Raw genomic sequence first — 12,194 nt, 5'->3', positions numbered from 1 at the left:
GACGGTCGGCGGGGCAGGGCGCGGCTCCGCCGGCTGCACGGGCGTCGCGGCCGCCGCCTCCACGGGGCGTGCGGTCTGGCCGGCAAGCTCGGTCGGCAGATCGGCGCGCTGGCTGTCGCTCTCATATTGCCGCGCCAAGACCAGGCCCTGCTGGCGCGTTTCCTGCGGGATATACTGATCCATCTGCGCCAGCACCTTGTTGGCCGAGGGCAGGCCGGCCGCCGATGCGCGCACCAGCAGTGCATAGGCGCGGCGCCAGTCCTTGGGCACGCCATCGCCGTTGAACAGCATCGTGCCGAGCACGAGCTGCGCGCGCGGCTCGCCGCGGGCGGTCGATTTCTCCAGCCAGGGCAGTGCCTCGCCGCGCTTGCCCTGATCGAACAGCGCGAGACCGTAATTGGTTTCGGCCTGGGGCAGGCCCTGCAGCGCCGCCTTGCGATACCATTGCTCGGCCAGCGCCATATCGACCGGCACGCCGCGGCCGAGCTTGTAGGCCTGGCCGAGATTGAACTGCGCCTGGGCGTCGCCGGCATTCGCCGCGGGCCGCCATTGCTCGACCGCCTTGCGATAGTCGCCGCGGCTCCAGGCATCGACGCCCTGCTTGACGTCGGCCAGTGCGGGGGCGGTAACCGCCGCGAGCGCGGCCATGCTCGCCAGAAGCGCGCGCTTTGTCCCGTTTGCCATGATCATGTCCGTTCCGCTGCCTAGCCCTGAATGCCGATAATGCCGCGTAACCGTGGTTTGGCAAAGATTTCGTTAGCCAATCGTACTGTGTGCAGCGGAAATGACGCGGCGTTAACCTGTTCTTGACGCCGCCATGCGATCTCCCGGTCTCGAATTGGGGAGTTTCGGGACACATGCGCGTTCTCGCGATGGCATCACAAAAGGGCGGGTCGGGCAAGACCACGCTATCCGGGCATCTCGCCGTACAGGCGCAGCTGGCCGGCGCCGGGCCGGTCGTCCTGATCGACATCGATCCCCAGGGATCGCTGTCCGATTGGTGGAACGAGCGCACCGCCGAATATCCCGCCTTCGCGCAGACCACCGTTGCGAGGCTCGCCGCCGATCTCGAGACGCTGCGCCAGCAGGGCTTCAAGCTGGCGATGATCGATACGCCACCGGCGATCACCATGGCGATCCAGAGCGTGATCACCGTCGCCGAGCTGATCGTCATCCCGACGCGCCCGAGCCCGCACGATCTGCGCGCCGTCGGCGCGACGGTCGATCTGTGCGAGCGCGCCGGCAAGCCGCTGCTGTTCGTCGTCAACGGCGCCACGCCCAAGGCACGGATCACCAGCGAGGCAGCGGTCGCGCTGTCGCAGCACGGCACGGTCGCGCCGATCACGATCCACCACCGCACCGATTTCGCCGCCTCGATGATCGACGGCCGCACGGTGATGGAATGCGATCCCAAAAGCCGGTCCGCCGCTGAAGTCGCGGCCTTGTGGTCCTATATCGCCGATCGGCTCGAGAAGAATTTCCGCCGCACGGTGTTTGCCGCGCCGGGCACGGCCGCCGGCTATATCCCGCAACGCACGACCACCGGGGGTTTCGGCCGCCGGGTGGTGAGCTGAGGCCATGGCGATGATCGGAAGCTCCAAGCCGCTCGCCTCGCTCTCGGCCACGCTGCTCGCGCGCAAGGGCACGGCACGCCCGGCGATGCGCCCGCAAGGGTTTGGCGGGTTCGGCGCGCCGCCCGGCGCACATGACGATCTCGGCTGGAACGACATGGGCGATTCCGCGCCGGTCGAGGCACCGGTGCCGGTCGTGCTGGTCCAGCGCGAGGCGCTGCACGAGGAGTTCGCGCCGGTCGCGCCCGACACCGCCGTGGCGGTGCCGGCGATGCCGGTCGTCGAGGCTCCCGTGGCAGAGGCTCCCGTGGCCGAGGCTGCGGTCGAAACAGAAGCCCCGGTCGTCGCGCAGGTCGCGGCGCCCGAACCAGAACCCGAAGCAGCGGTGCGCCGTCCGGTCTCCGTCGCCACCGCGACGCGGATCCGCCGCGAGACCAATGCCAAACATGTCGTGCGCGCCAAATCGGCGTTCACGCTGCGACTCGATAGCGATCGCCATCTCAAGCTGCGGCTGGCGAGCGCCATGCAAAACCGGTCGGCGCAGCTGCTCGTCACCGAGGCGCTCGACGCCTTTCTCGAAACATTGCCCGAAGTCGCGGCGCTGGTCAGCCAGCTGCCCGACCGGGCGAAGCGATAGATAAGGATTTTCCGATGAAGACCCGGGCAATCGTCACGCTCAGCCTGTCGGCCCTCCTGCTCGGGGGCACGATGGCAGGTTATGCCGGCGTGAGCGGTATCGCGTTCGCCGGCATGCAGGACGGCGCGAAGATCGCGGCGAAGAATGCCGAACTCGCCCGCCGCAATCTGGCCAAGGGCAGGACCGATGCGGCGATCGAGCAGGCCGAGCGCGCAGTTGGCTATGACCCGCAGGTGCCGGCCTATCGCGTGCTGCTCGGCCAGGCCTATCTCAAGGGCGGGCGGTTCGCTTCGGCGCGCGCGGCCTTTGCCGATGTGCTTGCGCTCGAGCCCGGCAATGGCAAGGCCGCGCTCAATCTCGCGCTGACGGAAATCGCGCAGGGCAATTGGGATGGCGCACGGCGGACGCTGGACGCCAATGCCCAGATCATCGCGGTCAGCGATCGCGGCCTGGCCATTGCGCTGGCCGGCGATCCGGCGACGGCGGTCGAGCTGCTCGACGGTGCGGCGCGCGCGCCGGAGGCCGATGCCAAGACACGGCAGAATTATGCGCTGGCGCTGGCCCTGGCCGGGCGCTGGATGGACGCGCGCACCGTCGTCGCGATGGATCTCGCGCCCGATCAGGTCGATGCGCGGATCCTGGAATGGGCAAGCTTTGCCAAGCCGAGCTCCGCCTCGGATCAGGTCGCCAGCCTGCTCGGCGTGACGCCGGTCGTCGATCCGGGCCAGCCGGTGCGACTCGCGCTGAACGGCACGGCGCCGGTCGGCCTCGCCGCGACCACGCCGGTCGATGCCTATATGCCGGGCGCACCCGGCAGCCCGGCGCCGGTGGCGGTCGCCGAGGCGGAAACGACGGCACCGATGCTATCCGAGGCAGCGCTGCCGGTGGCGGCGTCGGTCTCCAATGTCAGCTTCGCCGCGCGTCAGGAAGTGATCCAGGTGCTGCCGCCGCGTGCGGTCCGCCAACTTCCCGTGCAGCAGGCGGTCGCGTCTGGTGCGAAGGCTAGGGCGCTGTTCGCGCAACCCAAGCCCGCGATGGGCGCGGCGGTCGCGGCCAAGGCGCCGGCCAAGGGCAATTTCTTCGTCCAGCTCGGTGCGTTCGACAATGCCGGCGTCGCCCGCGATGCCTGGGGCCGGATGGCGCGTCATGGTGCCTTTGCCGGCAAGACGCCGTCGGGCGTGGCAGTGCAGACCAAGGCGGGCACCTTCTACCGCCTGTCGGTCGGCGGCTTCGCGCGCAGCGACGCGGTCAGCATGTGCCGGAACTACAAGGCGGCGGGCGGCAGTTGCTTCGTGCGTGCCGATGCCGGCGACAAGATGGCGGCATGGGTCAAGTCGGGCGGGCGGGGTGCGCAGCTGGCCGCGCGCTGAGCCTTTTCGACAGATCGACCACGAACGGCCGGCCCCCGATCCGCGGGGCCGGCCGTTTTCGTATGTGCAATGCGACCCGTGGCCGTGTCATGCGTTACGCAGGCTCAACGATTTCAGGATAGCTGTCATGAAGAACCTTGCCGTATCGCTTGCCACGCTGGTCGCGCTATCGCTGTCGGTCCCGGCGCTGGCGCAGCAGAAGGAGAGCGACGAGAAGATCGCCGGGCGCGTCGTCAGCCAGCCGGCGCGCGACGTGGGCATCGCCAAGACCAAGATCCCGCCCGTCCTGCAGCGCGCCGCCGATGCCACCTACGCGCCGGTCTCGGGTTGCGCGCGGATCGCCGCCGGGATCAGCGAACTGAGCGAGGCGCTGGGCCCCGATTTCGGATCGGGCGAAAGCAGTAAGCGCGCTGGCATCGCGGAACTGGGCGGCTCGGCGGTGGTCAATTCGCTGATTCCGTTCCGCGGGGTGGTGCGCGAAGTATCCGGCGCGGCGGGGGCACAGCGTCGGCTGGAACAGGCGATCAGCGCCGGCCATGCGCGGCGCGGTTATCTGCGCGGCTTGCAGAGCGCGCGCGGCTGCCGCCGTTAACGCAGCGCGGCGCCGCCCTTCCACAGGCGCAGCACCTTGCCCTGCACCGGCAACCCGTCGAACGGCGTGTTGCCGGCCAGCGCGACCATCTTGTCGGCATCGATCAGCCACGGCGCGCCCTCGTCGAACAGCATCAGATCGGCCGGCGCGCCGACGGTCAGCGTGCCCGTCTCCAGCCCGAGGATCGCCGCCGGCCCGGCCGAGAGCATGGCGATCAGCCGTTGCAGCGTGATGCGCTCGTCGCGCACCATACCGAGCGCCAGCGCGAGCAACGTCTCCGCCCCCGCCATGCCGTGCGCCGAATCGGCGAACGGCAGGCGCTTTTCCTCGGGCCCGCGCGGATCGTGGCCCGAGCACAGGATGTCGATCGTGCCATCGGCCAGTGCTGCGAGGCAGGCCTGACGGTCGCTTTCGTCCCGCAAGGGCGGCGAGAGATGCGTGAAGGTGCGGAAATCGCTCATCGCGATATCCGACAGCAGCAAATGCGCCGGCGTGATGCCGCAGGTGACGCGCACGCCGCGGCGCTTGGCCGCACGGACGAGGTCGAAGCCGGCCGCGGTGGTGACGGTGCGGAAGTGGATCTTCGCGCCGGTGTCCTCGGCCAGCATCAGATCGCGCGCGATCGCCAGCGGCTCGGCCAGCGACGGCGCGGCGGGCAGGCCCATCCGCGTCGCGGTTTCGCCCGCGGTGGCGACGGCGTTGCCGAGCACGCCACCGTCCTGCGCCTCGGCGATCAGCGTCAGCCCGAGATCGCCGGCATAAGCGAGCACTTTGCGCATCACGCCCGAATCCGCGATCCAGCGCTCGCCGGTGCCGACCGCAACCGCACCGGCATCGCGGTTGATCGCCATTTCGGCCAGATCCTTGCCGGCCAGCCCGCGCGTTGCCGCGGCGATCGGATGGATCCACAGCCCGGGACGGCCGATCAGCGCGGCGCGCTGGACGATACCGGGATCGTCGAGCACCGGTGTCTGGTCCGGCATAAGCCCGACGCGGACGATGCCGCCGGCATGGCAGGCGGGCACGTCGATCGTGAACACGCCGAGATCGACGATCGCGGGCGCGAGGATCTTGCCGTGACAGTCGATCACGTGCGCGTCGTCCGGCACCGCAAAGGTGCCGACCGCGGCAATGCTGTGCCCGTCGATCAGCACGCCGCCGCTGCTGGCGCCGCCCGTTGGGCACACCAGTTGCGCGTTGAGAAGTGCGATCGTCATGCCCAGCCTTTCACGCCGCGCGACCGGCGCGTCAGCACGTCGAGGCAGGCCATGCGCACCGCCACGCCCATCTCGACCTGTTCGGTGATCGCCGACTGGTCGACGTGATCGGCCACCGCGCTATCGATCTCGACGCCGCGGTTCATCGGCCCGGGATGCATCACCAAAGCGCCTGGCTGCGCCTTGGCGAGTCGTTTCAGGGTGAGCCCGTAGCGCAGGTGGAATTCGCGGTTGGATGGCACGAAGCCGCCCGCCATCCGCTCGTTCTGCAGCCGCAGCATCATCACCACGTCGGCGCCTTCCAGCGCGGTATCGAAATCGGTGAACGGCGTGACGCCCATCCGCTCGATCCCGGCCGGCATCAGCGTCGAGGGTGCGCAGACGCGGACGTCGGCAGACAGCGAGGTCAGCGCGAGAATGTTCGAGCGCGCCACCCGGCTGTGCAGCACGTCGCCGCAGATCACCACGCGCTGGTTGTGGATCGTGCCGCGCCGGCGGCGGATGGTCAGCGCGTCGAGCAGCGCCTGGGTGGGATGTTCGTGGCTGCCGTCACCGGCGTTCAACACCGGGCAATCGACCTTGTCGGCGATCAGCCGCACCGCGCCCGACGAGCCGTGGCGGATGACGATCACGTCCGCGCGCATCGCGTTGAGCGTCATCGCCGTGTCGATCAGCGTCTCGCCTTTCTTCACGCTGGAGGTAGCGGCATGCATGTTGACGACATCGGCGCGCAGCCGCTTGCCGGCGATCTCGAACGAGAGAAGCGTACGCGTGCTGTTTTCGAAAAAGGCGTTGATCTGCGTGAGTCCGCGCAGCCGTTTGTCGTTCTTCTTGGAGCCGCGATTGGCGGCGACCCATTGTTCCGCCTCGTCGAGCAGGAACGTGATCTCGTGCGGCTTCAACCCGGCAATGCCGGTGAGGTGCCGGTGCGGGAAGACGGCGCTGCCCGGGAGGGAGGCAGCGGGGCTGTGATCTGAGGGTTGCATTAAAGGGGTTCGGTAACGGCGGGCGCGGCGCGGCGCAAGCCGCCGCTCACGCCGCGTGCAGTTTCGCCACGAATTGCTCGGTCGCCTGCTGCAACTGGCGCGCGGTCTGCGACAGGCCACCGGCGGCGCTGGTCACGCGACCGGACAGTTTTTCGGTGTCGGCCGCGACGATAACGACGCCGCGGAGCAGTTCGGACATCTGGCCTGCGCTCGCTGCCGTATCGTCCGCCGTGGCATGGATCAGCGAGACGGTGCTGCGTTGTTGCTCGACCGCGGCGCGGATTTCCTCCGCCGCCTCGGCCAGTTCGGCGACCATCGCGGCGATATCGCGCAGCGCGCCGTTGGCGATATCGGCGCCGCCCTGCACCGTGCCGGCAAGCGAGCGGATCTCGCCAGTCGCGCCCGCAGTCTGCCCGGCGAGCAGTTTGACCTCATGCGCGACGACCGCGAATCCGCGCCCGGCCTCGCCGGCGCGCGCCGCCTCGATCGTCGCATTGAGCGCGAGCAGGTTGGTGCGCCCGGCAATCTCGCTGATCGATTCAGCGAAGCGGGTGATGGCCAGCGCGCGATCGGCCAGCGAGCCGACCGCCTCATGGCCCGAGCTGGAAACCGCCCGGGCGTTGCCGCTGAGCGTCGCCTGCTGATCGACGCTGGCGGCGATCGCGGTGATCGAGATGCCCAGTTCCTGCGTGCGGCCGGCCAGCGCGCGTGCGCTGCTCGACGAGCAGGCCGCGGCATGGGCGGTATCGGCGGTCTCGGCGCTGGCCCGCGTCGCCAGGCGGTTGAGCGCGCGGGCGGACTGTTCGAGCTCGGTCGAGGCGGTGCCGACCGCGACGACGATATCGGCGACCGATGCCTGGAACGCCGCGGCAAAGGCTAGCATGTCGTGGCGCCGCTGCGTCGCGGTATCCTGCTCGACGCGTTCGCGGCGATCGCGTTCGCCGCTCGCGCGCAGGTCTGCAGCGCGCATCGCGGCCAGCGCGGTCTCGACATCGCGGCGGCCCTGGATCGCATCGGCCGCCAGCCGGCTGCTCTCGTCGCGGTCCGCCGATTGCTGCACCAGCAGGTTGCGCAGGCGCGTGGTGATATAGCCGAGCACGGCGAATTGCAGTGCGACCGCCACGGCATGGATGACCACACGCGCGAAATTGCCCGTCCCGGTGAATACCCAGGCCGGCGCGAGCGCCTCGAGCGCTAGGTGGTGGACCGCGATCAGCGCCGAGGCGAGCGCGATCGGCCGCCAGTCGCACAGCACGGTCAGCGCGGCGAGCGCGACGAAGAAATACATGTGCCCGTCCATCTGCCAGGCATGGCCGGCGAGCAGATAGACGCCGAGCGCGGGATAGGCGGCAGCCAGCGTGCCGACCAGCAAGCGGGCGCGCCGGTCGTGCCGGCCGCCGACGGCGATCGCCGTCGGGGCGAGATTGACCAGCGCGCCCAGCCCGACGATCAGTGCGCTGTGTTCGGCGCCCTGAGCAAGGGCAAGCAGCCCGAGCCCGGCGGTGCACACCCAGCCGGCGATCACGAGGATCCAGATGCCGCGCCGCCGTAGCTGCGCCAGATCATCGAGGGGCATCAGGCCGGGCTTCCCGCGCTGCCACAGCCGCTTTGCGGCGCCGCGACGATCAGCACCGTGCGCAGTGCGGACGAGAGCGGGCCACGCTGCCCCTGCACCACCAGCGACCCCGGAAACGGTCCGCGCGCGATCAGCCGCGCGCCGGTGGCGAGTGCGGTCGGGGCGAGACGCGCGGCACTGTCCGATCCCACGGGAATCAGCAGCATGCGGCCATCGCGGGGCGGCAGCAATGGCAGCACGAGCAACGCGGAGACGATCCCGAGCGTTTGCAGGACGAGGATCGACAGGGGCCAGGAGGGGACGGGAAAGGGCATGGCCAGCGCTTAAGCGGTGCATGGTTAGCAAGATGCTAAGCAACGAGATCGGGTTCGATCGCCTCCGATGTGGCAACGATCTCGAGCCGGAAGACCCGCCTTGCGGTCAGCGAAAGATGAAGAAGAATCCCAGGCCGGCGATGATCCCCACTTGCAGCATCGCAATCAGATCGAGCTGCATGGAAAAGGGCTGTTTACGGGTCTTGTGGCGGAATCGCTGCCGCGCCCAATAGGCCCCCGGCGTCCCGCCCGCGAGCGCCAGCAGCAGCAGGTTCGATTCGGCGACGCGCCATTCGCCCGCGATCGCCCGCGGCTTGTCGGCCGAAAAGGCCACGATCTCCGCGGCATTGATCAGCACGGCATAAAGGATGGCGATGATAAGCAACATAGGCGCCGATAGCGTGACAGGCCTTAGGCGTGGGTAAACGTCACGCCGCGACCAGCGCGTCGATCGCGCCCTGCAGGATGTAGGCCGCGGCCATCTTGTCGACCAGTTCGGCGCGCTTGGCGCGCGATGCATCCTGCTCGATCAACGTGCGCGTGACCGCCTGGGTCGACAGGCGCTCGTCCCACAACAGGATCGGCAGATCCAGGTCTTCCATGTTGCGCGCGAAGGCGCGGCTGGATTGGCTGCGCGGGCTTTCGTTGCTGTCGAGATGCAGCGGCAGGCCGATCACGATCCCGGCGACGCGCTGTTCGGTGATCAGCGCGACCAGCGCGAGCTTGTCCTTCTGGAACTTGGTGCGGCGGATCAGCAGGGCAGGGGAGGCGAAGCTCCACCCGGCATCGCAGATCGCGGTGCCGATCGTCTTGGTGCCGACATCGAGCCCGATCAGCCGGCCGGCGGCAGGCAGCGCTTCGCGATAGCGGGTGCGGTCCGTGGTGATCATCGCGCCGCGAACGCCGCCAGCCGCCGCGCGGCGTCGGCTCGGACATTGGCCCAGAACAGGCCGTAATCGTAGACATGGTAATTGTTGCCCGGCAGCACGTAACCGCCGATCGATGGCGGATCGCCGATCAGCAGGAAGCCTTGCGGGTCGCAGCGCGCCGGTACGCTGCCGGCGACGATCGTCGCGCTGCCCAGATCGGCGGCGGGGACCAGCGTGCCGAGATTGGCCGTGGCCGCTGCCGTCGCGTTTGCCGTACCGGTCAGCGGATTGGTGCAGACCATCGCCGTGCCGCGGCGCGCTTTGCCGTCGAAGCCCGTCGTCTCGTCATAATGGTCGACGACCATCGCCGGGTCGGCCGGCTCGGCGAAACTCTGCCATGACAGGATACAGCCGGCCTGATCGGCACGCGCGCATTCGGGCAGGCCGAGCGCGGCAAGATCGGTGCTGCGCGACACCGGCCAGCCGACCACATAGGCGGCGACGATGCGCCGGGCGACCGGCCTGCCGGCGATGCGATCGCGCAGCAGCCGGCTGAGATGCAGCGCACCCTGGCTGTGGCCGGCGAGGATGATCGGGCGGCCGCCGGCTTCCTTCACAAACTGGTCGAACGCGGCAAGCACGTCGCCATAGGCCAAGTCGAGCGCCTGGTTGGCGGCGGCAACGTTGGTGAGGAAGGCGCCGAAGGTCGCCTGGCGATAGCGCGGCGCCCAGATCGCGCCGACCTCGTTGAACGCGCTGGCCTGGCCGCGCAGGAACAACTCCGCGCGCGCGTTGGTCTCGGGATCGTCGAGCGCGGCGTTCCAGCGCGTCGTGCCGAGGAAAGAGGTCGGATGGATGTAGAAGACCGCGGCGGTCGGCGTGGCGGCGGGGCGATAGCCCGGCGGGGTCCAGCGCGCCGGATCGTTGGCCCGGCCGGGATGCGCGATCCACATCTTGCCGTCGGCATAGGCATTGCCCGCAACCTTGGGCAGCGGCTGGAACTGCGCGCTCGGCACCGCCCACCAGCGGATGATCTCGGCGCCCCACAGCCGATAGGCGAAGGCGGCGGCGATCGCGAGCACGATCAGCGTGGCGATGACGTAGAGGAACTTGCGGGCCAATTGGCGAACTCCGGGGGCAGCGGCGCAGCCTGGTCGCTGCTTGGGCCGATCGCGCGCTGACTGCACGATGATTGGCCTGCACGCAATCTTGCAGGCAGGTGAACCTTGCGCCGGTCGGCCCCGCTCTGCTAGCCGCGCTCCATGCCAGTAGACATCCCCACCGTGAAGAAGATCGCGAGCCTAGCCCGCATTGCGATAACCGAGGAAGAGGCCGCGCGCATCGCGCCGGAGCTCGACAATATCATGGGCTGGATCGAGCAATTGAGCGAGGTCGACACGACCGGCGTCGCGCCGATGACCGCGGTGATCCCGAACCATCTGCGGTTGCGCGACGATGTGGTGACCGATGGCGCCGTGCGCGATGCCGTGCTCGCCAATGCCCCGCAGGCCGAGCACGGCTTCTTCACCGTGCCGAAGGTGATCGAATAATGACTGAACTTACCAACCTCGGCGTCGCCGCGATCCGCGATGGCGTGCGCGACGGCTCCTTTTCTGCCCGCGAAGTGGCGGAAGCGTTCGTGTCCAACGTCGCCCAGGCCAAGACGCTCAACGCGTTCCTGGTCGAAACGCCGGATCATGCGCTGGCCGCGGCCGACGCCGCCGATGCGGCGCGCGCCGCCGGCGAGACGCTTAAGCCGCTGGCCGGCGTGCCGATCGGCATGAAGGATCTGTTCTGCACGCGTGGCGTGCCGGCGACCGCGGGTAGCCTGATCCTCGAAGGCTTCACCCCGCCGTATGAGTCCACCGTCTCGGGCAAGCTGTGGGCGGCCGGCGCCGGCATGCTCGGCAAGCTTAACATGGACCAGTTCGCGATGGGCTCGTCGAACGAGACGAGCGCCTTCGGCAATGTCATCTCGCCGTGGCGGCGCAACGACGGCGGCAATGCCGCGCTGACCCCGGGCGGCTCGTCCGGCGGCAGCTCGGCGGCGATCGCGGCGCGGCTGTGCCCGGCGGCGACCGGCACCGATACCGGTGGCTCGATCCGCCAGCCCGCCGCGTTCACCGGCATTGCCGGTATCAAGCCGACCTATGGCCGTTGCTCGCGCTGGGGCGTGGTCGCCTTCGCCTCGTCGCTCGACCAGGCCGGGCCGATGGCGCGCGACGTGCGCGATTGCGCCATCATGCTCGAGAACATGGCCGGCTTCGATCCTAAGGACGCGACCTCGCTGCAGCTCGACGTGCCCCAGTGGGAAGCCGGATTGTCGGGCGATCTCAAGGGCAAGCGCATCGGCATTCCCAAGGAATATCGCGTCGACAACATGCCGGCCGAGATCGATGCGTTGTGGCAGCAGGGCATCGCCTGGCTCAAGGATGCCGGCGCCGAGATCGTCGAAGTCTCGCTGCCGCATACCAAATACGCGCTGCCGGCCTATTACATCATCGCGCCGGCCGAGGCCTCGTCCAATCTCGCGCGCTATGATGGCGTGCGCTACGGCCTGCGCGACCTGCCCGAGGGCGCCGGGCTGCAGGACATGTATGCCGCGACGCGCGCCGCCGGGTTCGGCCCGGAGGTCAAGCGCCGCATCATGATCGGCACCTACGTACTGTCGGCAGGCTTTTACGACGCATACTTCACACAGGCTTCGAAGATTCGCACGCTCATCGCGCGCGATTTCGATCGCGCTTGGGAAAGCTGCGATCTGCTGCTCACCCCGACCGCGCCGTCCGCGGCGTTCGCGCTGGGCGACAAGTCGGCTGACCCGCTGGCGATGTATCTCAACGATGTGTTCACCGTGCCCTCGTCGCTCGCCGGCCTGCCGGCGATGTCGGTACCGGGCGGCGTCGACGCGGGCGGCCTGCCGCTCGGCCTGCAGATTATCGGCAAGGCTTTGGACGAGCAGGGCGTCCTCAATGCCGGGCTGGCGCTCGAGCAACGCGCCGGCTTCACCGCGCGCGCCAAGGCATGGTGGTAGACAGTATTACCATATTTTGGTAATACCG

Annotated in this window: 14 protein-coding genes; 6 read left to right on the top strand and 8 right to left on the bottom strand. The window is 69.0% G+C overall.

Features of this window, described 5'->3' with window-relative positions:
• The coding region (locus NV401_RS10770; RefSeq protein WP_390903625.1) for a tetratricopeptide repeat protein at positions 1-684 on the bottom strand (684 nt) is incomplete at its 3' end.
• Positions 685-857: 173 nt separating this feature from the next.
• Here NV401_RS10770 and NV401_RS10765 point away from each other — a divergent pair.
• The 4 genes from NV401_RS10765 (at position 858) to NV401_RS10750 (ending at position 4,170) form a co-directional block, all read left to right on the top strand.
• Positions 858-1,574, top strand: coding sequence for a ParA family protein (locus NV401_RS10765; protein ID WP_261294423.1), 717 nt, complete (start codon positions 858-860; stop codon positions 1,572-1,574).
• A gap of 4 nt (positions 1,575-1,578) precedes the next feature.
• Positions 1,579-2,208 (top strand): hypothetical protein, encoded by a 630-nt coding sequence (locus NV401_RS10760; RefSeq protein WP_261294422.1) that lies wholly within the window; start codon positions 1,579-1,581, stop codon positions 2,206-2,208.
• Positions 2,209-2,222: 14 nt separating this feature from the next.
• Positions 2,223-3,578 (top strand): SPOR domain-containing protein, encoded by a 1,356-nt coding sequence (locus NV401_RS10755; RefSeq protein WP_261294421.1) that lies wholly within the window; start codon positions 2,223-2,225, stop codon positions 3,576-3,578.
• A 127-nt stretch (positions 3,579-3,705) separates the two neighbouring features.
• Positions 3,706-4,170, top strand: coding sequence for a hypothetical protein (locus NV401_RS10750; RefSeq protein WP_261294420.1), 465 nt, complete (start codon positions 3,706-3,708; stop codon positions 4,168-4,170).
• Here the strand turns inward: NV401_RS10750 and NV401_RS10745 are convergent.
• From NV401_RS10745 to NV401_RS10715, 7 genes are all read right to left on the bottom strand, one after another.
• The gene (locus tag NV401_RS10745; RefSeq protein WP_261294419.1) at positions 4,167-5,387 is read right to left on the bottom strand and encodes a dihydroorotase; all 1,221 of its coding nucleotides are present in this window, start codon (positions 5,385-5,387) and stop codon (positions 4,167-4,169) included. The genes NV401_RS10750 and NV401_RS10745 overlap by 4 nt on opposite strands.
• Positions 5,384-6,373, bottom strand: coding sequence for an aspartate carbamoyltransferase catalytic subunit (locus NV401_RS10740; protein WP_261294418.1), 990 nt, complete (start codon positions 6,371-6,373; stop codon positions 5,384-5,386). The genes NV401_RS10745 and NV401_RS10740 overlap by 4 nt, the downstream gene beginning before the upstream one ends.
• A gap of 46 nt (positions 6,374-6,419) precedes the next feature.
• Positions 6,420-7,949 carry a methyl-accepting chemotaxis protein gene (locus tag NV401_RS10735; RefSeq protein WP_261294417.1) on the bottom strand — a complete coding sequence of 510 codons (1,530 nt, stop codon included), beginning with the start codon at positions 7,947-7,949 and terminating at the stop codon, positions 6,420-6,422.
• Positions 7,949-8,263 (bottom strand): hypothetical protein, encoded by a 315-nt coding sequence (locus NV401_RS10730; RefSeq protein ID WP_261294416.1) that lies wholly within the window; start codon positions 8,261-8,263, stop codon positions 7,949-7,951. Before NV401_RS10730 ends, NV401_RS10735 begins: the two co-directional genes overlap by 1 nt.
• Before the next feature lie 106 nt (positions 8,264-8,369).
• Complete coding sequence (locus tag NV401_RS10725) at positions 8,370-8,621, bottom strand: DUF1294 domain-containing protein (RefSeq protein ID WP_380816977.1); 252 nt, start codon at positions 8,619-8,621, stop codon at positions 8,370-8,372.
• A 70-nt stretch (positions 8,622-8,691) separates the two neighbouring features.
• The gene (gene ruvX, locus NV401_RS10720; protein ID WP_261294414.1) at positions 8,692-9,153 is read right to left on the bottom strand and encodes a Holliday junction resolvase RuvX; all 462 of its coding nucleotides are present in this window, start codon (positions 9,151-9,153) and stop codon (positions 8,692-8,694) included.
• Positions 9,150-10,253, bottom strand: a complete 1,104-nt coding sequence (locus NV401_RS10715) for a DUF3089 domain-containing protein (protein ID WP_261294413.1) — start codon at positions 10,251-10,253, stop codon at positions 9,150-9,152. The genes ruvX and NV401_RS10715 overlap by 4 nt, the downstream gene beginning before the upstream one ends.
• Positions 10,254-10,394: 141 nt before the next feature.
• Between NV401_RS10715 and gatC the strand changes: the two genes are divergently transcribed.
• Both gatC and gatA read left to right on the top strand, forming a co-directional pair.
• Entirely contained in the window at positions 10,395-10,682 is a 288-nt protein-coding gene (gene gatC, locus NV401_RS10710) for an Asp-tRNA(Asn)/Glu-tRNA(Gln) amidotransferase subunit GatC (RefSeq protein WP_261294412.1), read from the top strand.
• A complete protein-coding gene (gatA, locus tag NV401_RS10705) occupies positions 10,682-12,166 on the top strand; it encodes an Asp-tRNA(Asn)/Glu-tRNA(Gln) amidotransferase subunit GatA (protein ID WP_261294411.1) in 1,485 nt (494 codons plus the stop codon). Before gatC ends, gatA begins: the two co-directional genes overlap by 1 nt.
• Positions 12,167-12,194 lie beyond the last annotated feature (28 nt).

The sequence above is a fragment of the Sphingomonas hylomeconis genome, from assembly GCF_025370105.1.
In the GTDB taxonomy this organism is placed as follows: domain Bacteria; phylum Pseudomonadota; class Alphaproteobacteria; order Sphingomonadales; family Sphingomonadaceae; genus Sphingomonas; species Sphingomonas hylomeconis.
This window is presented reverse-complemented; position numbering and strand designations above follow the sequence as displayed.

Bases quoted from the DNA above. Each gene is read 5' to 3' on its own strand.
- NV401_RS10765 (WP_261294423.1), top strand. From the start codon at position 858: ATGCGCGTTCTCGCGATGGCATCACAAAAGGGCGGGTCGGGCAAGACC.
- NV401_RS10760 (WP_261294422.1), top strand. From the start codon at position 1,579: ATGGCGATGATCGGAAGCTCCAAGCCGCTCGCCTCGCTCTCGGCCACG.
- NV401_RS10755 (WP_261294421.1), top strand. From the start codon at position 2,223: ATGAAGACCCGGGCAATCGTCACGCTCAGCCTGTCGGCCCTCCTGCTC.
- NV401_RS10750 (WP_261294420.1), top strand. From the start codon at position 3,706: ATGAAGAACCTTGCCGTATCGCTTGCCACGCTGGTCGCGCTATCGCTG.
- NV401_RS10745 (WP_261294419.1), bottom strand. From the start codon at position 5,387: ATGACGATCGCACTTCTCAACGCGCAACTGGTGTGCCCAACGGGCGGC.
- NV401_RS10740 (WP_261294418.1), bottom strand. From the start codon at position 6,373: ATGCAACCCTCAGATCACAGCCCCGCTGCCTCCCTCCCGGGCAGCGCC.
- NV401_RS10735 (WP_261294417.1), bottom strand. From the start codon at position 7,949: ATGCCCCTCGATGATCTGGCGCAGCTACGGCGGCGCGGCATCTGGATC.
- NV401_RS10730 (WP_261294416.1), bottom strand. From the start codon at position 8,263: ATGCCCTTTCCCGTCCCCTCCTGGCCCCTGTCGATCCTCGTCCTGCAA.
- ruvX (WP_261294414.1), bottom strand. From the start codon at position 9,153: ATGATCACCACGGACCGCACCCGCTATCGCGAAGCGCTGCCTGCCGCC.
- gatC (WP_261294412.1), top strand. From the start codon at position 10,395: ATGCCAGTAGACATCCCCACCGTGAAGAAGATCGCGAGCCTAGCCCGC.
- gatA (WP_261294411.1), top strand. From the start codon at position 10,682: ATGACTGAACTTACCAACCTCGGCGTCGCCGCGATCCGCGATGGCGTG.